This is a genomic window from Paraburkholderia sp. BR14320 (assembly GCF_040948665.1).
Lineage (GTDB): Bacteria > Pseudomonadota > Gammaproteobacteria > Burkholderiales > Burkholderiaceae > Paraburkholderia > Paraburkholderia youngii.
The window spans coordinates 1-25,552 of the sequence record NZ_JBFPKG010000031.1 but is presented as its reverse complement, the minus strand read 5'-3'; the positions used below and the strand labels follow the sequence as shown (position 1 = coordinate 25,552).

Annotated in this window: 25 protein-coding genes and 2 pseudogenes; 15 read left to right on the top strand and 12 right to left on the bottom strand. The window is 62.8% G+C overall.

Annotated features, from left to right (window positions below; genetic code table 11):
• Positions 1 to 74 precede the first annotated feature (74 nt).
• From AB3X89_RS25230 to AB3X89_RS25220, 3 genes and pseudogenes are all read right to left on the bottom strand, one after another.
• A complete protein-coding gene (locus AB3X89_RS25230; RefSeq protein ID WP_368585709.1) occupies positions 75 to 1,070 on the bottom strand; it encodes an ABC transporter permease in 996 nt (331 codons plus the stop codon).
• Between the two features lie 55 nt (positions 1,071 to 1,125).
• Positions 1,126 to 1,866 (bottom strand): ATP-binding cassette domain-containing protein, encoded by a 741-nt coding sequence (locus AB3X89_RS25225; RefSeq protein ID WP_368585708.1) that lies wholly within the window; start codon positions 1,864 to 1,866, stop codon positions 1,126 to 1,128.
• Positions 1,867 to 1,947: 81 nt separating this feature from the next.
• A pseudogene (locus AB3X89_RS25220) lies at positions 1,948 to 2,151 on the bottom strand (hypothetical protein); the annotation flags it as partial.
• A gap of 99 nt (positions 2,152 to 2,250) precedes the next feature.
• On the opposite strand from AB3X89_RS25220, the gene AB3X89_RS25215 reads away from it, so the two are divergent.
• The 5 genes from AB3X89_RS25215 to AB3X89_RS25195 all read left to right on the top strand — a co-directional run bounded on the left by AB3X89_RS25215 (position 2,251) and on the right by AB3X89_RS25195 (position 6,926).
• A complete protein-coding gene (locus AB3X89_RS25215) occupies positions 2,251 to 3,432 on the top strand; it encodes a TIGR03118 family protein (protein WP_368585707.1) in 1,182 nt (393 codons plus the stop codon).
• A 303-nt stretch (positions 3,433 to 3,735) separates the two neighbouring features.
• Positions 3,736 to 4,014 carry a hypothetical protein gene (locus tag AB3X89_RS25210; RefSeq protein WP_368585706.1) on the top strand — a complete coding sequence of 93 codons (279 nt, stop codon included), beginning with the start codon at positions 3,736 to 3,738 and terminating at the stop codon, positions 4,012 to 4,014.
• A 471-nt stretch (positions 4,015 to 4,485) separates the two neighbouring features.
• A complete protein-coding gene (locus tag AB3X89_RS25205; RefSeq protein ID WP_368585777.1) occupies positions 4,486 to 4,821 on the top strand; it encodes a hypothetical protein in 336 nt (111 codons plus the stop codon).
• Positions 4,805 to 6,100 carry an MFS transporter gene (locus AB3X89_RS25200; protein ID WP_368585705.1) on the top strand — a complete coding sequence of 432 codons (1,296 nt, stop codon included), beginning with the start codon at positions 4,805 to 4,807 and terminating at the stop codon, positions 6,098 to 6,100. The genes AB3X89_RS25205 and AB3X89_RS25200 overlap by 17 nt, the downstream gene beginning before the upstream one ends.
• A gap of 43 nt (positions 6,101 to 6,143) precedes the next feature.
• On the top strand, positions 6,144 to 6,926 hold the full coding sequence (locus AB3X89_RS25195) for a substrate-binding domain-containing protein (protein WP_368585704.1): 783 nt from the start codon (positions 6,144 to 6,146) through the stop codon (positions 6,924 to 6,926).
• A 31-nt stretch (positions 6,927 to 6,957) separates the two neighbouring features.
• Here the strand turns inward: AB3X89_RS25195 and AB3X89_RS25190 are convergent.
• From AB3X89_RS25190 to AB3X89_RS25180, 3 genes and pseudogenes are all read right to left on the bottom strand, one after another.
• Positions 6,958 to 7,257 (bottom strand): annotated as a pseudogene (locus AB3X89_RS25190) (LysR substrate-binding domain-containing protein); the annotation flags it as partial.
• Between the two features lie 88 nt (positions 7,258 to 7,345).
• Positions 7,346 to 7,990, bottom strand: a complete 645-nt coding sequence (locus AB3X89_RS25185; protein ID WP_368585772.1) for a transcriptional regulator — start codon at positions 7,988 to 7,990, stop codon at positions 7,346 to 7,348.
• Positions 7,991 to 8,190: 200 nt separating this feature from the next.
• The gene (locus tag AB3X89_RS25180) at positions 8,191 to 9,162 is read right to left on the bottom strand and encodes an ornithine cyclodeaminase family protein (protein ID WP_368585703.1); all 972 of its coding nucleotides are present in this window, start codon (positions 9,160 to 9,162) and stop codon (positions 8,191 to 8,193) included.
• Between the two features lie 239 nt (positions 9,163 to 9,401).
• Here AB3X89_RS25180 and AB3X89_RS25175 point away from each other — a divergent pair, with 239 nt between their 5' ends.
• The 3 genes from AB3X89_RS25175 (at position 9,402) to AB3X89_RS25165 (ending at position 12,026) form a co-directional block, all read left to right on the top strand.
• Positions 9,402 to 10,190, top strand: coding sequence for an ABC transporter substrate-binding protein (locus AB3X89_RS25175; protein WP_368585702.1), 789 nt, complete (start codon positions 9,402 to 9,404; stop codon positions 10,188 to 10,190).
• 97 nt (positions 10,191 to 10,287) lie between these two features.
• Positions 10,288 to 11,532, top strand: a complete 1,245-nt coding sequence (locus tag AB3X89_RS25170) for an NAD(P)/FAD-dependent oxidoreductase (RefSeq protein ID WP_368585701.1) — start codon at positions 10,288 to 10,290, stop codon at positions 11,530 to 11,532.
• A gap of 83 nt (positions 11,533 to 11,615) precedes the next feature.
• The gene (locus AB3X89_RS25165) at positions 11,616 to 12,026 is read left to right on the top strand and encodes a hypothetical protein (protein WP_368585700.1); all 411 of its coding nucleotides are present in this window, start codon (positions 11,616 to 11,618) and stop codon (positions 12,024 to 12,026) included.
• Between the two features lie 243 nt (positions 12,027 to 12,269).
• On the opposite strand, the gene AB3X89_RS25160 is transcribed toward AB3X89_RS25165, so the two are convergent.
• Entirely contained in the window at positions 12,270 to 13,550 is a 1,281-nt protein-coding gene (locus tag AB3X89_RS25160; protein ID WP_368585699.1) for an MFS transporter, read from the bottom strand.
• Positions 13,551 to 13,645: 95 nt separating this feature from the next.
• Here AB3X89_RS25160 and AB3X89_RS25155 point away from each other — a divergent pair, with 95 nt between their 5' ends.
• Together AB3X89_RS25155 and AB3X89_RS25150 are read left to right on the top strand one after the other, a co-directional pair.
• Positions 13,646 to 14,635: a LysR family transcriptional regulator gene (locus AB3X89_RS25155; protein ID WP_368585698.1), complete on the top strand. Its 990-nt coding sequence runs from the start codon at positions 13,646 to 13,648 to the stop codon at positions 14,633 to 14,635.
• A 44-nt stretch (positions 14,636 to 14,679) separates the two neighbouring features.
• Positions 14,680 to 14,880, top strand: a complete 201-nt coding sequence (locus AB3X89_RS25150; RefSeq protein WP_368585697.1) for a DUF2905 domain-containing protein — start codon at positions 14,680 to 14,682, stop codon at positions 14,878 to 14,880.
• Positions 14,881 to 14,946: 66 nt separating this feature from the next.
• On the opposite strand, the gene AB3X89_RS25145 is transcribed toward AB3X89_RS25150, so the two are convergent.
• Positions 14,947 to 16,074: an aldo/keto reductase gene (locus AB3X89_RS25145; protein ID WP_368585696.1), complete on the bottom strand. Its 1,128-nt coding sequence runs from the start codon at positions 16,072 to 16,074 to the stop codon at positions 14,947 to 14,949.
• A gap of 457 nt (positions 16,075 to 16,531) precedes the next feature.
• Here AB3X89_RS25145 and AB3X89_RS25140 point away from each other — a divergent pair, with 457 nt between their 5' ends.
• Positions 16,532 to 16,690, top strand: a complete 159-nt coding sequence (locus tag AB3X89_RS25140; protein WP_368585695.1) for a hypothetical protein — start codon at positions 16,532 to 16,534, stop codon at positions 16,688 to 16,690.
• A 70-nt stretch (positions 16,691 to 16,760) separates the two neighbouring features.
• Here the strand turns inward: AB3X89_RS25140 and AB3X89_RS25135 are convergent, their stop codons facing one another.
• Complete coding sequence (locus AB3X89_RS25135; RefSeq protein ID WP_368585694.1) at positions 16,761 to 17,699, bottom strand: LysR family transcriptional regulator; 939 nt, start codon at positions 17,697 to 17,699, stop codon at positions 16,761 to 16,763.
• A 106-nt stretch (positions 17,700 to 17,805) separates the two neighbouring features.
• Here AB3X89_RS25135 and AB3X89_RS25130 point away from each other — a divergent pair, with 106 nt between their 5' ends.
• The 3 genes from AB3X89_RS25130 to AB3X89_RS25120 are packed head-to-tail and all read left to right on the top strand — an operon-like array spanning position 17,806 to position 19,945.
• Complete coding sequence (locus tag AB3X89_RS25130; RefSeq protein WP_368585693.1) at positions 17,806 to 18,540, top strand: SDR family NAD(P)-dependent oxidoreductase; 735 nt, start codon at positions 17,806 to 17,808, stop codon at positions 18,538 to 18,540.
• Between the two features lie 13 nt (positions 18,541 to 18,553).
• Positions 18,554 to 19,321, top strand: a complete 768-nt coding sequence (locus AB3X89_RS25125) for an SDR family NAD(P)-dependent oxidoreductase (RefSeq protein ID WP_368585692.1) — start codon at positions 18,554 to 18,556, stop codon at positions 19,319 to 19,321.
• 27 nt (positions 19,322 to 19,348) lie between these two features.
• Entirely contained in the window at positions 19,349 to 19,945 is a 597-nt protein-coding gene (locus AB3X89_RS25120; protein WP_368585691.1) for an NADPH-dependent F420 reductase, read from the top strand.
• 117 nt (positions 19,946 to 20,062) lie between these two features.
• Here the strand turns inward: AB3X89_RS25120 and AB3X89_RS25115 are convergent, their stop codons facing one another.
• Entirely contained in the window at positions 20,063 to 20,770 is a 708-nt protein-coding gene (locus AB3X89_RS25115) for a pirin family protein (RefSeq protein WP_368585690.1), read from the bottom strand.
• 90 nt (positions 20,771 to 20,860) lie between these two features.
• Positions 20,861 to 21,625, bottom strand: a complete 765-nt coding sequence (locus tag AB3X89_RS25110; RefSeq protein ID WP_368585689.1) for an SDR family NAD(P)-dependent oxidoreductase — start codon at positions 21,623 to 21,625, stop codon at positions 20,861 to 20,863.
• Between the two features lie 142 nt (positions 21,626 to 21,767).
• Between AB3X89_RS25110 and AB3X89_RS25105 the strand changes: the two genes are divergently transcribed.
• Positions 21,768 to 22,685, top strand: coding sequence for a LysR family transcriptional regulator (locus AB3X89_RS25105; protein WP_368585688.1), 918 nt, complete (start codon positions 21,768 to 21,770; stop codon positions 22,683 to 22,685).
• Between the two features lie 149 nt (positions 22,686 to 22,834).
• Here AB3X89_RS25105 and AB3X89_RS25100 read toward each other — a convergent pair.
• Positions 22,835 to 25,552, bottom strand: a 2,718-nt coding sequence (locus tag AB3X89_RS25100; protein WP_368585687.1) for an ATP-binding protein, incomplete at its 5' end; no start/stop codon positions are given.

Genomic DNA, 25,552 nt, shown 5'->3' with positions numbered 1-25,552 from the left:
CTTACACAGTCTTCGTAACGCGTCCCGCCTCCCGCGGCACCGGCCCGGAAGCGGCCGGTGCGTCCACAGACATTTCAATCCCCTTGCCGCTCGCCACCGAGCCGGTTGAAGAGCACCGCGACGACAATGAAGCTGCCGACGACCGTGCCCTGCCAGAACGCGTCGACGCCGAGCAGGATCAGGCTGTTGCGGATGACCTCGATGAGCGCCGCGCCGACGATCGTGCCGAAAGCGCTGCCAACCCCGCCGATCAGATTGGTGCCACCGACCACGGTGGCCGCGATCACGCGCAGCTCGTCGCCGGTACCGAGGCCGGTCGTGACTGCGCCTAGCCAGCCGACTTCGAGAATCGCCGCGACGCCCGCCATGAGGCCACAGAGCACGTAGACGCTACAAACGATGCGGCGCACCGGTACGCCGGTGAGAGTCGCCGCATGACGGTTGCCGCCGATCGCGAAGACGTAGCGGCCCCAGCGCGTCCAGCCGAACGCGAACCAGAACAACAGCCCAAGCAGGATCAGGAACCACACCGGATTGGCGACGCCGAGCGTCGCGCCGCCGCCGAGCGTGAGGAGTTTGCTGCCGTCGGGGCCGAAATCGAAAATGGTCCGGCTGCGGGAAATCACGAGTGCGAGGCTGCGGCCGACGCTCAGCATCGCGAGCGTCACGACGAAAGGCTGCATGCCGAGATAGGCGATGAGCAGGCCGTTGACGAGGCCGACCAGCCCGGCGGTCAGCAGTCCCATGCCGATGCCGGCCCAGATCGGGTAGCCCGCGTTCATGACGACCGAGAGCACGATACCGCTGATGCCGATGGTCGAGCCGACCGAAATGTCGATGCCGCCCGTGACGATCACCGCCATCATTCCTAGCGCCACGATGGCGACGAAGGCGAAGTTTCGCGTAACGTTGAACAGATTCTCGGAAGTCGCGAAGGTCGAGGTCGCAATCGACAGGGCGATACAGGCGACGATCGTTGCCAGCACGACCCAGAACACCTGGCTTGCGAGTAGTCCCGACCAGCGAGTATGCGTCCTCGCGGACTGTGGATCATCGAGCAATGGCGGCATTGTGGGGGGCCTTCGCGACGCGTCGTTCAAAGTGGGGCTCCGATGCAAGGCAGTTTCAGGCAGCGGCGATGGCGCCGGTGATGAGACCAGTCACCTCTTCCGGGGAGGACTCCTCGGTTTTCTTGTCCGCGACCTTGCGCCCGCGCCGCATGACAACCACCCGGTGGGCGACGGCGAATACGTCGGGCATGCGGTGGCTGATGAGGATGACGGCGATGCCGTGTTCGGACAGGCGTTTGATGAGATCGAGCACCTCGGCGACCTGGCGGACGCTGATCGCGGCGGTCGGCTCGTCCATGAGGACGAGCCTCGCTTCAGAGAGGCGTGTGCGGGCGATGGCCACCGCTTGCCGCTGCCCGCCCGACATTTGCCTGACGAGGTCGCGCGGGCGCGTCTCGGACTTCAGTTGCTTGAACAGATCACCCGCACGCCGATACATGGTCGCGTGATCGAGCACGCGGACAGGTCCGAACCCGATCCGCAGTTCGCGGCCAAGGAAGACGTTGGCGGCTGCGGTCAGATTGTCGCAAAGCGCGAGGTCCTGATAGACGACCTCGATGCCGCGCGCGCGGGCGTCGATCGGTTTGTTGAAATGCACGGGCTTTCCATCGATGAGCATTTCACCGTGCGAAGGCGGAAAGTTACCGGCGACCACCTTCACCAATGTCGATTTGCCGGCCCCGTTATCGCCCATGAGCCCGACCACCTCGCCCGGCTCCAGGCTGAGCGTCACGTCGATCAGGGCCTGAATGGCGCCGAAATGTCTGGAAACGCCTCTGAGCTCAAGAAGACTCATAGACTGTCGCGTTCGCTGGGGTGGAGGCGCCCACTGCATTGGCTGGGCGGCCAGTAGACATACGAGCTAGGTAGATGTTTTTTAGTGCACGATGGGGGTTTTAGCAAGGCACTTTAGCCACCTGCCGAACTCGCTCATTTGTCGTGCCCGCTTCACTTCATCGCTATGCAGATAGATCGTCGTTGTCGACGCTGAAGGGTGCCGCAGGTTGTCCAGCACGATGCTCAGTTCCGTGCCGCCTCCGGGCGCATGCGTCGCGTGAGTGTGGCGCATCCAGTGCGGACTTTCGCACCGCTCGGAATTCTTCGTGTAGAGCGGGAATATTCGAACTCCTGCGGTCGTTTAGCTTGCGGCGATGTCTCGCCAGTGACGAGGAGGGTAGCTATGTCTCAGATCTCGCGTGGTCTCAAAGCGGCGGCTGCGATCGCGCTCGCCGCCGGTTTCACAATCGGGTATGCCGCTGCTGATGACGCCTATGTCGTCACACCGCTCGTGTCCAACGTGGCAGGCGCAGCCCCGAAAGTCGACGGTGTCCTGCAGAACGCCTGGGGTATTGCCTTTAGTCCGGCAGGAAGTCCATTCTGGATCAACGACAATGCCACCGGCTGCTCCACGCTATATGACGGCGCGGGGACCAAGGTGACGACGCTGCAGGTCGCGATCCCGCTGCCAGGCAACGTCATACCGGGCGGCGCCTGTCATCCCGTCCTTCCCAAGTCTCCACCGAATCCCACGCCCGCGGCGCCAACCGGGATTGTGTGGAATCCCTCGTCTGCGTTTCTCGTGCCAGGCACCAAGATCCCGGCCGTGTTCATCTTCGCAACCGAAGATGGCACGATTTCCGCTTGGGCCGGTGGGTTGAATCCGCCGAATAACGCCGTGATCGCGGTCGATAACTCTTCCAATCCCTCCGCCGACAGCGGGGCTGTCTACAAGGGGCTCGTCTTCGGAGTCAATGCGCAAGGCGGATTCCTCTTTGCGACGAACTTCCGTTCGGGTCGGATCGATGTATTTGGGCCGAACGGTTCAGACGGCCAGTTCACGGCTGCGACGACCGACGGCGGCTTCGTCGACCCGAACATCCCTGCCGGCTATGCCCCGTTCGGTATCGCGAATATCGATGGGGATCTTTTCGTCACCTACGCAAAGCAGAACAAAGAGAAGCACGACGACGATGCAGGACGCGGTCGTGGATTCGTCGACGTATTCGATACCGACGGCCACCTGCTGCGTCGCTTTGCAAGCCGAGGGACGCTCGACTCGCCATGGGGGATCGCCCGTGCATCGTTTGCGTTCGGCCGCTTCAGCGGCAAGATTCTCATTGGCAACTTCGGCGATGGTCGAATCAATGTCTTCGACAATGACGGCGCTTTCGTCGATCAGTTGGAGAACGAGTTCGGCAATCCACTGGCAATCGACGGTCTGTGGACTCTGACACTCGGTGGCGGCCGCAATTCGAGCCCGGACACGCTGTACTTCTCGGCCGGTCCTAACAAGGAGACCAATGGACTTTTCGGGATCATCGCTCCGGCAAGAGGCTCCAGGGAGCGAGGCGCTGATCATTGACGATATTCAAGTTCGAGACGAAGGATCTCATCTCAGCCGGTCGCGGGACTCACCAGACGCGACCGGCTGTTATTGATCCGTGGTGCCCGAAGGCAATCCACTGGATCGAATGGTCTACACTTCATTCATTGCATCGATGCAGCCGCTGCGGATAGGCCATCCAGGACCATAACAGCGGCACCCGACACGCAAAACGCGCCACCTGTCACGCAATATATGCCATCGGGTGACGGCGCCACCATGCCAACGGCTGTGAATAGCGGTGGCGAGTATTGAGAGAACGGGGTATGGCAGGTTTGCCTCATGAAGGCCAAGTTTCTCTTTGCCGTGCTGCTGCTCGGCGCGATAGATTGCGCCGCGGATCCAGGTTATTACAACACGTGCGCGGCGTATCCGGCTTATCCGTGTGAGTTCTATGCCGGCTGTCCGTCTCGCGGCCAGCCATGCGTATTCCTTGGCGGCGGTGTCCGCCGCTTCCACGACTTTGACCATGGCGACGGCTTTCACCATGGGTTCCACGGTCGCAGCACTCAGTTCGAGCAGGGCGGGGGCCACAGCGGCGGTCACGGCGCACGCAACTAGGCACCGGCACATTTCTATCGATGAAAACCGCCCATCAAAAATGGGAGCACTGCCCAGTTGTCGCTATAACTTGTCTTCGTAGCATTGCCGCCGGTCGCGACGTTGGGAATTCAGCCACAAATAACGAGGTGGTCCGGTCATTCATGAGGGCGGATCAGAGGCAGCAGCTCGGCCATTACGGTCATTGGCCGAGTGCCAAAGGCCGCTATGCGTTGGCGATTCAACCGGCCGATGCATGGGCATTGATAACGTCCATGCATCAATGATTCCAGAAATCGCACTTCTACTCTTGGTCTTCTTGCGCAACTATGCGTCATCAGAAGCCCGAGAAAACGGTTCAAAAGCACAGCGCGAAGTGATCCAGTGCGCACTCAAGGCCGATGCGTGGATGCAATCGGGCGGACGCGCAGGTCGCGGCGCGTATCGGCGCGCGCGAGGCGCACCTGCAAGCGCGCGTGGCATAAGGAGAGCGTGCTCAAGATTCTGGGCGGCGAATCGTCGGAGGTGACGCCGGTGAGCCATGCGTTTTCGGGCATGAACGTCGTGTTCGGCAAGGCGCCTGGCAAAGGCGGACAGGTGCGTCAATGTCGACGCAGTGATAAGCCTCTGACGGTCGCCGCCGTGCTCGCGTTGCGCGGCTCGGTGGCGACGGCAGGGCCGAGATTGATAACAGTAGAACATCAATCGTTCCGAAAATTGCACTTATCGTTTTGCCGCCTCCGGGCGAATATTGCCAGAACCACAATCGGCCGGACCACCGCGTCTTTTCAAGATTTCAGGAGACACCTTGATGCACCCCTCGACTAACCTTTCGACCGGACGTTCGAAGGCCGCCGCAGTTTTCCGTGTAACGGCCGGAAATTTCCTGGAGCAGTTCGACTTCTTCCTGTTCGGCTTCTACGCCACGCAGATCGCCAATGTTTTCTTTCCCGCCCACAGCGAGTTCGCCTCGTTGATGATGACGTTCGCCGTGTTCGGGGCCGGCTTCCTGATGCGGCCGCTGGGCGCGATCGTGCTCGGCGCCTACATCGACGACGTAGGCCGCCGCAAGGGCCTCATCGTCACGCTTTCCATCATGGCGAGCGGCACGATCCTGATCGCGTTCGTACCGGGCTACGCGACGATCGGACTCCTGGCGCCCGCGCTCGTGCTGCTCGGACGGCTGCTGCAGGGCTTCTCGGCGGGCGCGGAGCTGGGCGGTGTGTCGGTGTATCTTGCCGAGATGGCCACGCCCGGCCGCAAAGGGTTTTTCACGAGCTGGCAGTCCGCGAGCCAACAGGTGGCGATCGTCGTCGCCGCGGGCCTCGGCTTCGCGCTCAATCAGTGGCTGAGCGCATCGGCCATCGCAGCCTGGGGTTGGCGCGTGCCGTTCCTGGTGGGCTGCATGATCGTGCCGTTCATCTTCATGCTGCGTCGCAATCTGGAGGAAACGCAGGAGTTCAAGGCGCGCCAGCATCGTCCGACCATGAAGGAAGTATTCGGCACGCTGGTCCAGAACTGGGCCGTCGTCGTCGCAGGCATGATGCTGGTGGCGATGACCACCACGAGCTTTTACCTCATCACGGTCTACGCGCCGACCTTCGGCAAGACGGTCCTGCACCTGAGCACCGCCGACAGCCTGCTCGTGACGCTGTGTGTGGGCGTCTCGAACTTCGTGTGGCTGCCGGTCGGCGGGGCGCTCTCCGACAAGCTCGGCCGCCGGCCGCTCCTCGTCGCCATGACGGTGCTCGCGATCGCGACCGCCTACCCGGCACTGTCGCTGCTCGCTCACGCGCCGAGCTTCGTCAACATGCTGCTCGTCCTCCTTTGGCTCTCGTTCATGTACGGCATCTATAACGGCGCGATGGTCGTCGCGCTCACGGAAGTGATGCCGGTGCAGGTGCGCGTTGCCGGCTTCTCGCTCGCCTACAGTCTCGCGACGGCCGTGTTCGGAGGCTTCACGCCCGCGATCTCGACGGCGCTTATTCATATGACTGGCGACAAGGCCGCGCCCGGATACTGGATGAGCCTCGCCGCAGCGTGCGCGCTTCTGGCGACGTTCGCGCTCTATCGCCGCCGCGCAGTGTCGCTGACGCCGGCGCACTGATGCGCTTCCCCCGCATCCATCGCAACCGCACACGACCTTAACCATGAGAAATCTGCTTCTGAAACTTTGCGCGGCGGCGCTCGTCGCAAGCTCGGCCGCTGCGACGAACGTGCAGGCCGCCGACCTGCACGTCATGAGCTCCGGCGGCTTCACCGCCGCCTACAAGGTGCTCGGCCCGAGGTTCGCGTCCGAGACGGGCAACACGCTCGACACCGCGCTCGGACCCTCGATGGGCAAATCGCCCGAAGCGATCCCCAACAGGCTCGAGCGCGGCGAGCCCGCGGACGCCGTCATCATGGTCGGCTACGCACTCGACGAGCTGATCAAGCAAGGCAAGGTCATCCCCGGATCGCGGGTAGAGCTGGCCGATTCGCGCATCGGCATGGTCGTGCGCGAAGGGGCGGCGAAGCCCGACATCGGCTCCCCCGAGGGTCTCAGGCAGACCCTGTTGCAGGCGAAGTCGATCGCCTACTCGGACAGTGCGAGCGGCGTCTATATCGAGCGAGAGCTGTTCAAGAAGCTGGGCATCGAGGACCAGGTCAGGTCGAAGGCGAAGATGATCCCGCGGATTCCGGTGGCGTCGGTGGTGGCAAGCGGGGACTACGAAATCGGCTTCCAGCAGGTGAGCGAATTGCTGCCCGTCCAGGGCGCCACGTTCGTCGGCAAGATTCCCGAGTCTCTGCAGTCCGTCACGCGTTTCGCCGCCGGCATTCCCGTCGGTGCGCTGCATCCGAAGGAAGCGAAGGCGCTTCTCGACTATCTTGCTTCACCCGGTGTACAGGCAGAAGTGAAATCGACCGGGCTCGATTCCGTCCTGGCGCATTGAGGCGGAACCACGGGAAGGCTTGTCTGAAACGTCACGATGCGGTCTTCCTTCCTGTCTTGACTGTCGCCGTTACGTTATTGCCCACGGCATCACCGCTTGCGGCTCCGGCGCGCTTCATCTCGATGATCGTCCGATGAAACTCCTGTGCGGCCGGTGTGAGCGGCCGTCCGCGCCGTCTTACGATTCCCACGCGTCGTTTCACCACCGGTTCGACGAGCGGCACACTCGTGAGGATCGGGTGGTCATGTCCGGGCATGGCCATCGACGGCACGGCGGCGACGCCGAGCCCCGCTTCGATTAACCCGAGCATGGTCGTTACGTGTCGCGTCTCGGTGCCGCGACGGCAGCTTCAGCACGGCGGGGAGACCGCGCGGATGGCCGTTCGCCATCGTGTGCATTTCGGTGTTGTCTGCCCCGTATCAGCTCGCCGCGCCTCGCAAATCTCTAATATGCTGATAGACGGTGGCACGTCCCATCCCCAACACATTCGCGACGTAGTTGGCAGCGCTCTTCCCCTTGAACGCCCCTTCGGCCCACAGCGCTTCGACGATCTCGCGACGATGGTCGCGAGTCAGCGAATTCAGCGCCAACTGACGTTCCTGGAGCCACGTGTGAAGGAACGTGTTGATGCGTTCCTGCCAGTCGTCCTTGAACAGCTCTTCGGGCTGCTTCACCACGCCGGCGCCGGAGATCACACGATCGATCACATGTTTGATGTCTTCGAAGACGGCGATGTTGTAGTTCACGCACATCACGCCGACGGCGCTGCCGGCATCGTCGAACAACACCGTGCTGACGCACCGCATGCGCCTCCCATCCCAATTGATTTTTTCATACGGCCCGACGGTACCGGACTCCGCGGAATGGTCGATCTCTTCCAACGCGGAGTCGTCGCCGAGTTCGCGTTTCGACAGGTTATTGGCGATGTAGGCGATCGTTTGACTTTGCAGGTCATGAATGACGATTTCGACGTACGGGAAAAACAACAGCGCAATGCCATCGGCGACGCGGCTGTAGCGGTCCAGAAGTAGCCGACGTGCGGCCGTTGTCTTGGGCTTTCGCATAGGGAGAGATGCTTGCAGCTTTCTGAAGGTCCACTTGGGTGGGCGTCGGTATGGAAGGTCCGAAAACGTTCGGCATTTTGCCACGAGCGATGCGGTACTCCTGCTCGATGGCACGACGACCCGCATGTCGGCGAAGACCCTTTGCCATTGCTCCGGCGGCATGGCGCGATCTGGCGCGTCGGCAAGATCGTGGGGATTACTTACGTGCCCGCGCGAGCAGTCAGATATTTGAACAGTTCATAGGCAATCGCGACGTCTTCAAGACCCAGCCCGATCGAGCGGAAAAACACGTGCTTTCGATAGGACGGTTTGATCGCTTCGCCGCACATGAGTTCGGCGAGATCGCCCAGCACGGCTTCGGGACGCCAGCCATGGTATTCGGAAGCGAGCTTCATCTCGCCCGCGCTGGCTGGGGTGGTGCGGCGGTAGTCGCAATAGACGTCCATGTCGGCGAGCCATGCGGGCGGAATCTCATGAGCGTTCGCCACGTTGGTGCTGATAGACGTGATGAGCGCTGGCTTGCCGAGCATGTTTTCGTGCAGCACCGGGGTGCCGGACGAGGTACACAGCGCAACGACGTCGGCGTCGGCGACACAGTCTTCGATCCTTGTACAGATGGAGACTCTTTCATCGAGCGCTGCGAGCTGCACACGTTTTTCGGTGCCGTTCGCAAGCCCGGGCGAAAACACCCGGATCGACCGCCACGGCCGCGTCGACGCGAGATGGCGCAAATGAGCCTGTCCGACCGCCCCCGCGCCGACAATCGCGAGCTGGCGCGCATGATCGGCGGCGAGTTGCTGTACCGCGAGTGCGGTCGCTCCGGCGGTGCGCTCGATCGTCAGCAGACCCGAATCACACAACATCAGCGGTTGCCCCGTTTCCATCGACATCAATGCCGTCCACGCGGTAATGATCGGCTTCGCCTGCGTGACGATGTATGGCGACAGCTTCGCGCCGAACACTTTCGCGTCCGCCATCACGCCCAGATATGTGATGAAGTCGCCAGCGTTCTGCGGGAAAAGAGTCAGCGTCTGCGGAGGCTGCACTGCCATGTGGCTTCCGAGCGCGCGAAACATCTGCGCCAGCACGCTGCGCACGTCGAGGTGAGGAAGCGCCTCGCGAATGGTTTGCTGGTCGACGATCAGGGGCATTGCGTTTTCTGACTGGATCATTGAACTGCGCTCCACAACGGTGCCGGTGCTCCGGCGGTCAGGTGATTCTAAGTCAAACTGTCCAGTCTGGACATTTATTTTGAAAATTGCTTGCTTTTATATCTGTCCAGAATAGACTGTCAATCCAGAGCACGTGTAAGGCCGGCGCGTCATCTGCCTCATGCGAAGTCTCGGAGCGGGCCGGTCAACCGTCGCGCATGCCCTCAATTGTCGTCGCCCAAATACCCAGGGGACCTCTTATGTTTCGGAAGCTTCAACTTTCACTTATCGTCGCTGCTGCATTGGCGGGCTCGCTAGGGACCGTCGGCGCGCAGGCTCAGGACACTTTGCGCTTCGGCATCGAGGCAGCCTACCCGCCGTTCGAAAGCAAGTCGCCGAGCGGGCAACTTCAGGGCTTCGACGTCGACGTCGGCAATGCGGTCTGCACGAAGCTGGGCGTGAAGTGCGTGTGGATCGAAAATGCGTTCGATGGACTGATTCCCGCGTTGGAAGCTCGCAAATTCGACGTGATCAATTCCGCGATGAACATCACGGACAAGCGCAAGCAATCGATTGAATTCACGAAGCCGATCTATATCGTGCCGATCGTGATGGTGGCCCGACGTGGCTCCGGCCTGTTGCCCGACGTGAAAAGTCTGCAAGGCAAACGGGTGGGCGTGTTGCAGGGGTCGTCGCAGGAGGATTTCCTCAAAGCTCATTGGGCGAATGCCGGCGTCACGGTCGTGTCGTACCAGGACCAGGATCAGGTCTACGCGGACCTGCTTGGCGGGCGCCTCGACGCTGCCGTTCAGGAAGCGCAAACTGCGCAGGACGGTTTCCTCGGCAAGCCCGAGGGCCACGAGTATGCGATCGTCGGCAAGCCGCTCAGCGATCCGGCAACGCTCGGCGAAGGCACCGGCTGGGGCTTGCGCAAGGCCGACAAGGCGCTGGTCGCGAAAGTCAATGCCGCGCTCGACGCGCTGAAGAAAGACGGCACGTTGAGCAGTCTTTCGCAGAAGTATTTCAACAACGACATCATCGCGAAGTAACGAGTCCACGAGCCGGCGCCAGAGGTTTCTCGCCGGCTCGCTGCGCAAAATGCGGCAGCCCGGCGTCCAGTCCTGATAGAAAAAGCGAAGCGAGTTTATGGATTTCGATGTGATAGTGCTGGGCGCTGGGATTGTCGGCGTATCGTCCGCGCTGCAGTTGCAGGATCGCGGCCGCCGGGTGGCACTGGTTGATCGGCGCGCTCCGGGCGAAGAGACCAGCTTCGGCAACGCGGGGCTGATTGAAAGCTCGTCGGTCGTTCCCTACGGTTTTCCGCGCGATTTCGGCACCTTGCTGCGCTATGCGAAGAATCGTTCGACCGACCTGTACTGGGACTATCGGGCGTTGCCGCACTTTGCGAGCTGGCTCGCGCGCTTCTGGTGGGAATCGTCGCCCGAGCGATTGATGGCCGCCGCGCGCGACATGTTGCCGTTGATCCAGCAAAGCGTAGCTGAACACGATCGGCTCATCGAGCGCGCGCAACTCGGCCATCTCATTCGCGACAGCGGCTGGATCGACGCCTATCGCACCCCAACGGAATTTTCGCGGCAGGCGGCGGCCGCCGCATTGACTGCCAGGACCTATGGCTTGCGGGTCGCGGTGCTGGATTCGGCGGCGCTGGCCGCGCGCGAGCCGGGCCTCGCGGACGGCTTTTGTGGCGCGTTGCATTGGCAGGACCCGAAAAGCATCGTCAATCCCGGGGCACTGACTAAAGGTTATGCGAGTTTTTTCGAAGCGGGCGGCGGAACGGTGCTCACCGGCGACGCCGCCACGCTAACGGCGCAAGCGGGCGCGTGGACGGTTCAGACATCGTCGGGCCGGATCAGCGCTAAAGAAGTCGTGGTGGCGCTCGGTTCATGGTCTGACCGCGTTTTCGCGCCGCTTGGTTACCGCATTCCTTTGCGCGCGAAGCGCGGTTATCACATGCACTACCGTCCTACCCGCCAGATGCTGTCGATGCCATTCGTCGACGCGGAGCAGGGCTACGTGGTGGCGCCGATGGAAGGGCGGTTGCGGCTGACCACGGGGGTCGAGATCGCGCGGCGTGACGCGAGGCCGACGGGCATACAGCTCGAACGCGCGGAGCGCATTGCCAGGCCGAGCTTCGGTCTCGGTGAGCGACTCGACGCGAGTCCGTGGCTCGGCCTGCGTCCTTGCACACCCGATATGCGCCCCGTCATTGGGCGCGCGCCGCGTCATCGCGGGTTGTGGTTTGCATTCGGTCATAACCATCATGGTTTGACCTTGGGGCCCGTCACCGGTCGACTGCTGGCGGAGATGATGACCGGGACACCGACCTGTGCGGATGCGCGTCCGTTTCGGGCTGAACGGTTCCGTGGTTAGCGGCGGGAATGCGCCCGGCCTGAAGATCTGGTTGGGTGGATCGGCCACTATGAAACACGTTCCATTCAGGATGGAGATCGAGAGTGTCTTTGCATGGCGTTGTGTCGCTTCCGTTCACGCTACTGAATCGCGGTCAACTTGGTAGCGCAGGTGTGCTTTTCTTCTTCTACGGGGTCATCGTCGCCTGCATCACCAAAGCACTGTTCGATATTGCCAATTTTGCTGGAGTGAAAGCACGGACTGGAAAGGTCACGGTCATGTCTAAGCGAACTATCCCGGCTCATTGGGAGTGGCAATCTCATGGACGACTTTTGACGCGTGCCTATGTAGAGGAATACGAGATACTGGATTTGATTATCAATGGCCGGAAGATGACGTATCGGCCGTATCCGTGGATTATGGAGCGCACAACTGCAAACACGACGGAGCCAGTTCAGTTCAAAGCAGCCCGATTCACTAGCAAAGTGCAGATCATAAAATTCAAGTACCTTTAGTCGAGTAGAACGTCGCGTCAAGGATCGAAACATCTCTGAGCGACTACTCTTGAGAGAACCGAAGGCTGCTCAGGGTCGGCCTATACCTGTTGCATCAAGCACGATACGAGATGACGGTCTCGCTCGATCGTTGGACACAGCGCGGCCAATAGCGGCCAAATGATGCACCCATAGCACTACCCTCTTGCGAGCAGACAAGCATTGTTCGCGCCCGGCCACGCGCGTTCAACCGCGTTGCAGATCTCAGGTTCCCACCCGGTTGGAGCGGCCCGCGACACCATAGGCAAAGGCTGCTCCCGCGAATGCAACACCCACGCCACAGACCCCGCGCCACCCCGCGTGAGCCCATCCGGCGCCCGAGAGCGCCGCCCCGAGCGCGCCGCCAACCATGAACGCACCGACGAACAGTCCGTTCAGCCGCCCGCGTGCGGCGGGATTCATGAGATTGACGGCGCGGCGACCAAGCGTCTGATCGATGACGACGCCTGTGTCGATCGCCGCACCACCGATGACGAGCGCCGCGATCGCGAGCCGGGGGTGGGCCTGCGGAGCGAAGCCCAACCCGCCCGATCCCGCCACGGCGATGAGCGCAAGGGCCGCGATGATCAACAGGTGCGCGAACAGCAGCGCACTGCGACCGTGCCCGCAGTCGCCCGCCTGGCCGGCGAGCGGCGTGACGACTGCGCCGCTCGCACCCGCGAGCGCGAAAAGCGCGATCCCGTGCAGGCCAAATCCGAACGGTGGCTGCGCGAGCAGTAGTCCGACCGACGCCCAGAACGCGCTAAACGCCGCCATCGCCAAAGCGGCGGAGATCGCGCGCCGCTGCAGGATGCGTTCACGCGCGAGAAGGGTCCAGAGCGATCGCAACAAGGCAGCGTAGCGCGTGATTACTGGCGGCGCGCGGTAGGGCAGGCGCCGCATGAGCACACCCGCGAGCAACGCATTGATTAGCGCGCTCGTGCCGTAGAACGCGCGCCAGCCGGCCCAAGCCGCGATGACACTGGCGAGCGGCCGCGACAGCAGGATCCCGATCATCAAGCCGCTCATCACGTTGCCCACGGCGCGGCCGCGCTGGGCCTCGGGCGCCATCGACGCGGCCATCGGCACGAGCATCTGGATCACGGTCGATGTCGCGCCCGCCAGGAATAGCGCGGCAAGGCACACCCACGCCGAACGCGCGAACATCGGCACAGCGAGGAGCAATGCGCAGCAGAACAGCGTCCGCACGATCAGGCGGCGGTTCTCGATCAGATCGACCAACGGAACGAGAAGCACGAGCCCAGTGGCGTAGCCGAGCTGCGGCAGCATCGACACGAGGCCACCGAGCGCATGGGGAAGATTCAGCGTGGCGGCAATCGGGCCGGTGAGCGGCTGCGCGGCGAACAGGTTGATGATGATGAGACCGACTGCAGTGCCGAAAAAAACCGTCATCGGCGTGGTGAGCTGGCCGGCCTGGCGCTCGTCGGCGCGTTCAGCGTGCGGCTGGCCGACGGTGCAGGATGAAAGATCTGCGGGGCGGTCCATGACGACGCTCCGGTTGAAGGACTTGTGGTCTATGCTAGAAGCTGCTTCGTTATGCGACAATTGAAACATCTTGATAATGATTATGCGAGATTGTTTTGAATACGCGTGATCTCCAGGCGTTCGTGGCCGTCGTTGAATGTGGGTCGATCGTCGGTGCGGCCGAACGGCTCCATCTAACCCAGCCCGGCCTGACGCGCCGCATCCAGAGCCTCGAAAGCACGCTGGCTCTTGCGCTGCTCGACCGTCAGGCAAAGCCGCTCAAGCCGACCGCTGCCGGGCGGGAGGTCTACCTGCTTGCGCGTAACGTGCTCGGCGCCGTCGACGAACTGCTGGCCGTCGCTTCCCCCGACAGCGAGCCGGAAGGCGAACTGCGCATCGGCGTACCGCCGTTCCTCTCCGACCTCGCGCTCGAACAGCCGCTCGACCGCCTGCGCGGCACCTACGCCAAGCTGACGCTGCGTGTGACGGCGGGCTGGTCGCCGCGTCTGCTGCAATCGGTCGAACTGGCGCAGGTCGATGCCGCTGTCGTGTTGATGCCCGGTGATATCGCGCTGCCCGAGGCGTTGGTTAGTACGCGGCTCGCTTTCATGCCGACTGCCGTCGTCGCGGCGCGTTCGCTTGGGCTGCCGAAAGCGCCCGTCACGCTGCAATACCTCGCGCAGCATCCGTGGGTGCTCAACCAGGACGGCTGCGGCATGCGCTCGGCGCTGTCGCGCGCGCTCGCGCGGGCGGGGTTGCCGTTCAACGTCGCCGTCGAGGCGTTCGGCTCCGACTTGCAGCTATCGCTTGTCGCGCGGCAGCTCGGAATCGGGATCGTCTCGCCGGAAGTGCTTGCGCGCAGCCCGTTTCGCGACGTGTTGCAGGTGATCGATGTCACGGATTTCGAATCAGGCGTCGAGGTCTGGCTCGTCCACCACCCGCTACCGGGACGGCTCGTGCGGCCGATCGCACTCTTGCGCGATTCGCTGGCCGAGGTGCTGCGTGCTCATGGGATGGCTGCGGCGCATTCCTTTGAGCGCGTCGATGGCGCGGCTGTCAGCAGGCGATCCGGGAAGAATGGACGCGGTAGCTTGAGCCATGCTTGATAGGGGACTTCGACATGATTGGTTTTTTTGAGTGACCGGGCACCATGAACCGCTTCGTCGTTATTTTGGGCGTGCTGTGCCTGCTTGCCGGCCTCGGATGGCATTGGTTCGCGCGCATCCCGTTCGGCCGGCTGCCTGGCGACATACATATCGTTCGCGGCGGTATCGATTTCCATTTTCCGATCGTCACGTGCATCGTGATTTCGGTCGTGGTGTCAGTGCTCTTGTGGTTGTTGCGACGGTAAGTGCGCGTTGGCGCCGGTGAAACGGATGCCCCACGCCGTCTAGCTTCCTGTCGCGCGGTGTGCTGCTCACTTGGCGGCGGGCGGCGGCGCGGGCACTCGCTGAAAGTCGGCATGATTCGGCGGTTGTGCGGCGACATCGACCTGTCCGTGAATGCGTGCCTGATGGCCATCCGCGAACATGTAGTACGGGAACGGGTGGGGCGGCTCCGAAGCCGCGTCGAGCCTGGCAATCAACTCGGGCGCCAGCACGAAGTCGAGTGCGCCGAGCGATTGTTCGAGCTGCGCCGCCTTCGTCGCGCCGACGACGATGCTCGCAACCCCCCGTTTCTGATACAGCCAGTTCAGGGCGACCTGAGCCATCGGCCGATTCGCAGCGTGCGCGACTGCCTCCAGCTCGGCGACGATCGAAAAGTTGCGCGCGGATAGCTTGTCGAATCCGGGCGGCGGCGCGGTACCTAGCGTCTGCAGGCGACCGCTGCCCGTTACAGCGGTCTGATTTTGGGCGTCTTGCGACGGACGGTATTTGCCCGACAGCACGCCCATGCCAAGCGGGCTCCACGCCACGAGCCCCATGCCGAGGTGTGTGGCGAGGTCGGCGAACTCGTGTTCCGCGTTGCGTTCTATCATCGAGTATTCCAACTGCATTGCCGCGACCGGTTCGAAGCCGCGCCAGTCCGCGAGCGTCTGCGCCCGACCGGCATACCAGGCTGGCACGTCCGAGAGGCCGACGTAACGGATCTTGCCAGCGCTGACGGCGTCGTCCATGGCGCGCATCACTTCGTCGGCGGGCGTCATGCGGTCCCACGTGTGCAGGTAATAGAGATCGATGTAGTCTGTGCCGAGCCGCCTGAGCGAGCCTTCGAGTGCCCGAAGCAGGTTCTTCCGATGGTTGCCGCCCGCATTCGGGTTGCCGGGCTGCGCGTTGTACGAGTACTTCGTCGCGATCACGAGCCGCTCGCGCATCGCGCGCGCCGCTGTGAAGCGGCCGACCCATTGCTCGCTCGTGCCTTCCGTGTAGAGATCAGCCGTATCGATGAAGTTGCCGCCTGCGTCGACGTATAGATCGAAGAGCCGCTGCGCCGTTGCTTCGTCGGCGCCCCAGCCCCATTCAGTGCCGAACGTCATCGTGCCGAGCGACATCGGGCTCACGCGCAGGCCGGAACGACCGAGCAGGGTGTAGCGATCGAGCGACATGACTGTCTCCTCTGGGGCCAGGTAAGCGACCCATTATTGTGCGCGCCTTTCTTGTGCCGGTGTTGACCGCGGCACGGTAGCAGCCACTGTCCAACTTTCATTTGCCCGCAGCAAACGGGCTCACATCCGCACAGATGAGCAATCCAGCCAGCTTCGTGGGCTGGGACTTCAGCCGGAACGGCCCGTGGGTGATGCCGCGCGGGGCCACGCAACCGGTTCTGCGCCGGCAAGTCACCGCGCAATGAATGGTGTGCCCCGGGGCACCCTCTCTTTGCATAGGTTTGCTGGGCCGCGCTTTCTGTTTCCTCGCGCGACGCCACGTGGCGACTTCGTGCTGGGTTCGTTTTGCACGGTTACGTTGACTGGTGCACAGACATCCTGTCGAGACGAACTATATTCGTTGATCGAGCCGTCTTCGCTGGCGGGTGGCAATCCGGGTGTGTCAGAGGAGGTTGACGTGGACCAATCGTGGTTGGGTATGGCTGTGGGCCTGATCGTGCTGGTGATGGCCGCGTGTGGCGTGATTTCGCACTACCGCCGCGAACGGCGCCGTGCCGATCTGCTGCGCAACCTTGATCACCACGACTGGTGTCGCTGGAGCCGGTCGCGACACTGAGCGTCGTTGCGACTGCGCTCACAGGGCGGTGCGCATGCCCCGGTGCGGACAGCGTCTCCCAGCAAAGCCATCAGCGACCGTGCGTTACGCTGGTCTTGGTCTTCCCAGCGTTTGAAGGATGACGATTGCCGAGAAGCTCGACCAGCCGTGTCTCGCATTCGGAAAACGAGTACCCGCGCCGCTGCGAGACCATGAACGTGAGGGGGCGCATGTGCCATGCGCGCCGTTGGAGTTCGACAAGTGTTCCCTTCACGAGGTCTTCCTCGACCAGATGGCGCGGCATGTGCCCCCAGCACAAGCTTCCCCTGAGCAGATCGTGCTTTGCGCCGAGGTCATTCACCCGCCACTGGCGTTCGCTGGCGACCCCCTGTTGGGTCTTGTCCGCATCGGGCTGATTGTCGGTTACGACGAGCTGGATGTGCCGGCCAAATTCCTCCCGCGGGATCGGCCCCGCGATTGAGGCCAGCGGATGGGATGGCGCACAGACGGTCACCATTTGCGCATCACATAGATGCTGCCTTTCTATGGTGCCGGGGCTCAGCTCCGGCACGTCCGTGATCGTCACCGCCAACGCGCACATGCCTTCGCGAACCAAACGCTCGCCGTCCTGCATGGTCGTCATGCGCAGATTGATTGCAACCGTTGGAAAGTCCGCCTGCAAGGTGCGCAGGCATTCGATCAGATGCGCACGCGGAAAGTAGGTATCCACGGCGACCGAGACCTGTGGGACCCCAGCTTCAGCAATGGCAACCGCGCGCATCTTCATTTCCTCTGTGCGCGAGATCACACCGCGAGCATCAGGCAGGAGGCTGCGGCCAGCAGCCGTCAGCGTCGCTTTGCGCGTGTTGCGCTCGAACAGCACCACATCGAAGGCGCTTTCGAGCGCGTTGATCGCGTGACTGATCGCCGACTGCGCACGCCTCAGCTCGCGTGCGGCCCCGGAAAAGCTTCCCTGATCACACACGGCGACGAAGGCCCGAAGTTGATTGATCGTGACGTTGTCGAGCATGGCTATCTAAAAACTAGATGAAAAGTATGCATATTTAGTCAATTGGCTTCATGAATCAAGAGCCGCAGAATCCTGTTTGTCGTTTTCGTTTCCAAGGATGCATGACATGAAAAGACTGAATGGAAAGACCGCCGTGATCACCGGCGGCGCTACCGGTATCGGCCGCGCTGCGGCTCAGCGCTTCATCGAGGAGGGCGCGTTCGTTTTCGTCTTCGGCCGCCGGCAGCAAGCGCTCGACGCCGCTGTGGCCGCCCTCGGGCCCAATGCACGCGCGGTGAAGGGCTCGGTCTCCGATCTGGCCGACCTCGACCGGCTCTACGCGGCGGTGAAGGCCGAGCGCGGAACCCTGGACATCGTCTTCGCCAATGCCGGGACGGGAAGCCCGCTTCCGCTCGGACAGATCACCGGCCAGCACATTGACGAGACCTTCGACACCAATGTGAAGGGGACGATCTTTACGGTCCAGAAGGCGCTGCCGCTGATGGGCTCAGGCGGTTCGATCATCCTGACCGGATCGAGCGCCGGCACCACAGGAGCCCCAGGGTTCACGGCCTATAGCGCGAGCAAGGCAGCGGTTCGCAACCTCGCCCGGACTTGGGCGGAGGACCTGAAGGGCAGCGGCATCCGGGTCAACGTGCTGTCGCCCGGGGCGACGGCGACCGAACTAGCGAAGGAGGCGCTAGGCGAAGAGGGGCAGAAGGCCTACGGTGCGATGACGCCGCTCCAGCGTATGGCCGATCCGGTGGAGATCGGGGCGGTCGCCGCCTTTCTTGCGTCGTCGGACAGCAGCTTCATGACCGCCAGCGAGGTCGCCGTCGACGGTGGCTTGGCACAACTCTGAGGGGAAAAATCAGATGACACGACCTCTAAAGGGCAAAACAGCTCTCGTTACCGGGGCATCACGAGGCATTGGCCGCGCCATCGCCGAACGGCTTGCACAGGATGGTGCGACAGTCGCGCTAACCTACAACGCCAGCAAATCCAGCGCGGACGAGGCGATCGCGGCAATCGAGAAAGCGCAAGGCAGCGCGTTCGCGATCCATGCGGATCTCGTCGATCCGGCGACCGTGCCGGCCTTGTTCGAGAGACTCGACGACGAGTTCACCAAGCGGAACGGAAGCAAGGCCCTCGACATTCTGGTCAACAACGCTGGCAATTCCGGCTGGGTTGGCTTCAAGGACGCGACGCCGGAGAGTTGGGAGACCCTGATGGCGGTCTACGCCCGCGCGCCCTTCTTCATCATTCAGGCCGCTCTCGACCGTCTCGCCGATGGTGGACGCATCATCAACATTTCATCCGCGGCCGCCACCAAGCCCGTGACGGCTGCGCCCGTCTACTCGATGGCGAAAGCGGCCATCAACACCCTGACTCATACGCTGGCAATCGAGCTCGGGCCGCGTGGCATCACAGCGAACGCCGTAGCGCCTGGTTTCACGCGAACGGATGCGAACGCCGATTTTCGGGAGAATCCCGCACTCGTCAAGGCGGTCGAGGCCCAAATCGCGCTGGGCCGCTTTGGCGAGCCTTCAGAAATCGCGGCCGTGGTGGCGTTCCTGGCCTCCGATGACGGCCATTGGGTGACCGGCCAAACGATTGAAGCGAGCGGCGGTTACAAGCTCTGAGCGCGCCGGGAAACCAAGGAGAAACATATGAGCTACGCAATCATTGGCTTCGGCAAGATCGGCCACGCACTTGCCAGGGCGTTCGCGCGCAACGGCATCGAAGTATCCGTTGCGACTTCGCGCGACCCGGCAAGCTTTGCGTCCGATGCAGCAGCGGTCGGACCTACGATCATTCCCGAAACCCTGGCGGAAGCCGTCAAGGCGGACGTCATCTTTTTGGCTGTCCGTTTCGAGTCGTACGCGGAGGTCGCGAAGGTGCTACCCAACTGGAAGGGAAAGACCATCGTCGACGTGATGAACACGTTCGCCCCGCCTGCGGAACTGGACGGTCTCCCGTCCTCAGCTTTCGTCGCGAATGCGTTCACCGGAGCCAGGCTGGTGAAAGGCTTCAATCATCTGGCCGCGGCCGTCCTCGGCCAGGACCCGGCCGTACAGGGTGGCAGGAGAGTCGTGTTCCTCGCGAGCGATGATGACGGCGCCGCAGCGGAGATTGGTGCGCTTGCGGAAAAACTCGGTTTCGCGCCAATCAAACTTGGCGGGCTGTCGGAGGGTGGACTGCTTGTGCACGCGCGGGGAAATAACTGGGGACGACTGATCTTCAAGGACTTGATCACGTTCGACTGAAGACCCACGGTTTCCTTATCGCAAAACAGCCGATTAAAGCTACCAAAGCGTGTCTTGTGCCAAATGCGGAAGCCAGCGAGGGATGTCATCGCGCCCGAGCCCAACGGCACACTTTTCCTACCGCAAAAGCTCGACTATCACGACATCAGTGTCGTCTCGCGCCACCAACGTAAGCTGCGATTCGTCGCGTACGGCAACTCCATCGCGTGGCGCGAGCCGGACTTCGCCGACATCAAGGCGACCATGATCGGCAACCAGATACGCCCGGCGCGACCTCGGCAGCACGTGGTGCAGCGTCGTGCCTTCGCGTAACGTCGCGATACGCACGCGCGCGTCCGCATGGATGGGCAGCGCGCCGGCGCACACATCGTCGGGATCGCCGCTCGCCAGCGTGACGAAGCGGCCTTCGCGACATCCGCGCGAACAGATACGCGTCGCCCAACGGGGCGTGCCGCCCGGCGTGCGTGGATGCAGCCAGATCTGGAATAGCCGCGCAGGCACATCTTCTTCGTTCCGCTCGGCATGGTGGAGCGCGGTGCCCGCACTCATCGCCTGTACGGAATCGGCGACCAGTCGCGCGCGATTGCCCGCGTCGTCCTCGTACGTGATCGCGCCCGAGCGCACCCATGTCACGATCTCGACGTCGCGGTGAGCATGCAGGTCGAAGCCCGAGCGCGGCGCGAACTCATCGTCGTTCCACACGTAGAGCGCGCCGAGCGGCGCATGGCCGGTTCGTCCGCCTTGGCCGACCCGGAAATGCGCTCGCGTGTTGAGCCAGTCGCGCCTGACTGCGCTACACGCAAGGTCAAGACGATGTTCGATCATGATGTGCCTGCGCTCGAATGCCTTACGCGCCGGGCGCGGGTGCGATTTCCGAAGACCGCCTCCGCTGCGCCCTGCACGCTCGAACTACGCCTAGATTTGCTGTTGGCCGCCATCGACGAACAACTCGATGCCGTTCACGAAGCTCGCGTCGTCCGAGGCAAGGAACAGCGCGGCGCTCGCGATTTCGCCGGGCTCGCCCAGACGTCCCATCGGGATCTGCGCGGCCAGGTAATTGGCAAGACCCTCGCGCTGGGCGGCGTCGTCACCGGCCAGATCGAGCAGGCCAGGCGTGCGCGTTGCGCCCGGGCTGATCGTATTCACGCGGATCTGGCGATCCTTGAGGTCCAGAATCCAGTTGCGTGCGAAAGAGCGCACCGCAGCCTTCGAAGCCGAATACACGCTGAATGCCGCCGTGCCCGCGCTACCGGCGGTCGAACCCGTGAGAATCACCGACGCTCCCCTGGCCAGCAGCGGCAGCGCCTTTTGCACCGTGAACAGCACGCCCTTCACGTTGCGATTGAAGGTGTCGTCGAAGTGCTCTTCGGTGATGTTGCCAAACGGCAGCATCGAACCGCCACCAGCATTCGCGAACAGTACGTCGAGGCGCCCCTGTTCTTCCTTGATCTGCGCATACAGCGCGTCGAGTTCGGCAAGCCTGGTGGAGTCGACGCGGGCGCCGGTTGCCTTGCCGCCCGCGTCGCGGATGCTCTTCACGGCGGCATCGAGTTCGGCCTGACGGCGGCCCGTGAGGTAGACGTGCGCGCCTTCGGCTGCGAAGCGCTGGGCGGTGGCAAGGCCGATGCCGCTGGTTGCGCCGGTGACGAGCGCGATCTTGTTGTCGAGTTTGCGTGCCATGGTGTTGCTCCTTTGGTGTCGTTCAGTGGAGGTTGAGGTTCGGTGTTGCGTGCTGCGATGTGAGGAGAATATCGACGCCTCGCCCTTTCCGAAATAGAATTGATTGCAATCTAACGTTGCAAAAATGAAAAGATGAGGGGAAATGGCGAAGCTGCCTGATTTCGAAGGACTCGCGATGTTCGCGAAGGTCGCCGAGGAAGGATCGTTCGCGGCCGCCGCGCGCGCGATGGGGGTATCGGTCGCTACGGTCTCGCGTGGCGTCGCTCGTCTGGAAGACCGGCTGGGCGCACGGCTTTTCAACCGTACATCGCGCCAGCTGTCGCTTACCGAGTTCGGCCGGACGATCTGCGAAAAGGCCGCGGAGATCTACCGTCAGGCCGAAGAGGCAGAAAGCGCCGCGCGCGAGATGTCAGTGCAGCCGCGCGGACTGGTACGCCTGGCCGTGCCGATGTCGTTCGGGCTGCGCTGGGTCGCACCGCTGCTGCCCGGCTTCTTTCGCGCGTACCCGGAAGTGTCGATCGACTTGCATCTTTCGGATGCGTCGGTCGATCTGGTCGCCGATGGTTTCGACGCCGCTCTGCGTATCGCCGCGCTGCCGGATTCGTCGCTGGTCGCCCGGCGGCTGTGCGCGGTCACACAGTTCGTGGTCGCGTCGCCAGCGTATCTGAAGCGCGAAGGGCGGCCCGCGCATCCGCGCGAACTGGTGGAGCGGCCATGCCTCTCATACGCGTACCGGGCGCGCAGCGATGTGTGGCGCTTCACGAACGCCGCTGGCGAGGAGGAGCCGGTCATGCCGATCGGCCCGCTGCGCGTGACGAATTCCGATGCGCTGCTGCCCACGCTGCTCGACGGGCTCGCAATTGCCGAGTTGCCCGAATTCATCGCTGGCGAATATCTGGCCGATGGCCGGCTCGAAGCGATCCTCACCGACTGGTCGCTGACGAAGGGTGGTCTTTACTTTGTCACGCCGTCGGCGCGCGCGCGTCCTGCGAAGGTGGCTGCGCTGTCCGATTATTTTGCGGAGCATCTGTCCGAGCCGTCATGGCGATGGCCGAAGTAATGCGTTGGAAACAAGCCGCCTTCGAGCTCCTGGTCGACGATCGCCCAACCTTGGCGGCGCACCTGCGCGATCGGTTTTTTCAATTCTTCCTTTGGTTGCGCGGTGAATATGTTTGTCCGAGAGCACCCTCCGTCGCGCAATCGCGACCATCAAGAAGAAACAGCAGCATGCTTCGGCACCGTAAACTGAACGACCGCGCCGCGCGGCGGCGAGTCAGTCGCCCACAACTGTCCGCCATGGGCGTCGATGATCGAACGGCAGATCGAAAGACCCATCCCCAGGCCGGTCGCCTTCGTGGTGTAGAACGCGGTGAATGCCGGTTCGGTACCGTTCGGGCCGAAGCCCGGCCCTGAGTCGCGCACGGTCACGAGCACGCAGCCTCCTTCGTCTTCCGCTGTGCTGAGACACACCTGTCGTACTCCATCGATGCCGCTCAGTGCCTCCAGCGCATTGATGATCAGATTGAGCAGTACCTGCTGCATTTCCACCCGATCGCCTTCAATAAGCGGCAAAGCTTCCGCGAGTTGCATCTCCAGCCGGGCGCCGCTCTTTTTCGCTTCGCCCTGGACCAGTTCGGCAATCTCGCGGATAGCCTCGTTGAGGTCCACCGGTTCCCTTCTCCGTGGCGCCTTCCTGACCAGTTGCCGGATTCGGTCGAGCACGTCAGCGGCGCGATTCGCGCCGCTGACGATACTGCCGAGCGCACGGCTGGCCTCGTCGACGTTGGCGGGCTCGCGGTCGAGCCACCGCAACGCGGCCCGAGCGTCGATCACCGTCGAAGCGATGGGCTGACTGAGTTCATGAGCAATCGACGCGGCGAGCTGCCCCATGGTCGCGACGCGATTCGCATGCGCCAGTTCGGCCTGCACGTCGCGATAGCGCTCTTCGCTGTCACGGATTTTCTTTTCCGCCTGCTTCTGCTCGGTCAGATCGAGAATGTAAGCCACGCCCTGGCTCGGCTGATCTTCGAATGCCGCGCCGCCGATCAGGACAGGTATCCGGCTGCCGTCTTTCCTGAAGAACTCCTTTTCGCTGGCTTGCATGGCGCCGGTCGCCTCGAGCTCTTCCAACTCGCGCGGGACGCGTTCTTGCCATTCGGGAGGCATCATGTCATACCATCGAAGCCCGGCCTTCAAATCCTCACGCTCGTACTGGAGCATGTGAAGGAATGAATCGTTGGCGTCGATGAGTCGTCCATCCACGCCCCAGATGACGATCCCAATGAGATTGGCGTCGACGAGGCGTCGGATTCTTGCTTCGCGTTGCGCGACGTCGCGATATAAACGGGCATTTTCGAGCGAAATTGCAGCCTGCGAGGCCACGAGCTTCAGCACGGCGATCCGCGCGGGGCTGAACACGCGCGCGGCGAGATTGTTTTCGAGGTAGAGCACGCCCATGAGCTTGGCGCCATTCATCAGCGGCAGGCACAGAATGGAACGTGCGCGATGCTGACGGACGTAGGGATCCGTGTCGGCCATCGGGTCCGTTGCGGCGTCGTCGAGGAAAATGTTCTCGCGCGTACGCAAGACCTGGTTGAGGACCGACTCCGGCAACATTGCGCCATTGAGCGGTGTGTCGGATAGCTGCACGTGGAGCCCGTCGCCGGCGGTGGTGGCTCTCGCGGCGATCCGCAGGTCGCCCGCATCCGACAGGATCAGCAGGCCCCGTTCGGCGCCCGCCTGTTCGATGGCCGTGCGCATGACCATCCCGATCAGCTTCTCAAGGTGGATCTCGCCTGACGCCGCCTGCGACACCTTGATCACGGTTGCCAGCTCGAGGTGCTCGATGGGCGCTGCCATCGTATTGGTTGGTCCGGGCACCGTCTCTTCGGTCCTCAGATACGGATACTGTTCCTCGAGTTGACGCACCTTGCCGATGGCGCCCCAACGCAGATAGCCATAGCGGGCGTCCTGCATATAGGTACGCGCAATTCTTCGGAGACCGCGAGCCGCATAAAAGCGGGACGCGAGTTCGCTGGCCAGCGCCTCGACGTGGACGAATCCGCTATCCTGCGCCGAATCGATGGCCTGCTCGTAGAGCATCTCGGCCTCGACCACTCGGCCTTCGATGCGCGCGATCTCGGCGCCGACCAGTGCGGTATGACTTGCGAAGTTCTCTGCGCAGAGATCCGTCCAGATGCGCAGCTGGTTGTGGCGGGCAATCAGCGCTTCGAGGTGCTCCTGGGGGTCGCCGGCGGCGACGGAGTCGCACAGCGCAGCCCGCGCCAGCGCCGCATAGAAGTGATATTCGGCCTCGTCGAGGAACGAGTGCGAGGTCCACAGAAGCCGCTGCGCCTCTGACGCGGCGGCCATGGCCGCCTCGTGGTCGCCGGCGAGATAGCGCACCTGGAGTTTCCGGATCCAGTACCAGCATGCAGCGGCCGACAGGGACGGCTTTGCCCGATATTGCTGTTCGGTGCGAGCTTCGTTGAACTGCGCGTCGTCGAGGCAGCCGAATACCGGCGTCAAGCCGCGCAGCGTCCGGATGACCGCAAGCTGGTCTTCGATAAAGTGAATCGCCAGCGCGAATTGCAATTTTGTGGCATACGCCAGGCCGGTTTCACCCTCTCGTTGCACCTCAACCAGTGGCTCGCCGATGAAAAGCAGGTTCGAGACCAAGTGGCTGGACGCGAACGCGCCGAATGGAAGATCGCCGGTGCGGTCCAAAGCGTCGAAAATTTGGCGAAAGTGGTCACCGCAACTTTGCCGCGCAGGTTGCACCCAGCGGGCGACATAAACAAAGAACGCGAGATGCGTGCGGGCTTCGAAGCGTACGAGGCCGCGTCGTTCGACGAGCTTGCAGCCGAGCCGGCCGAATTCGAATCCGGGCTGGTAGTCGCCGAAAAGCCGTCCGGCGAACCAGGGGAA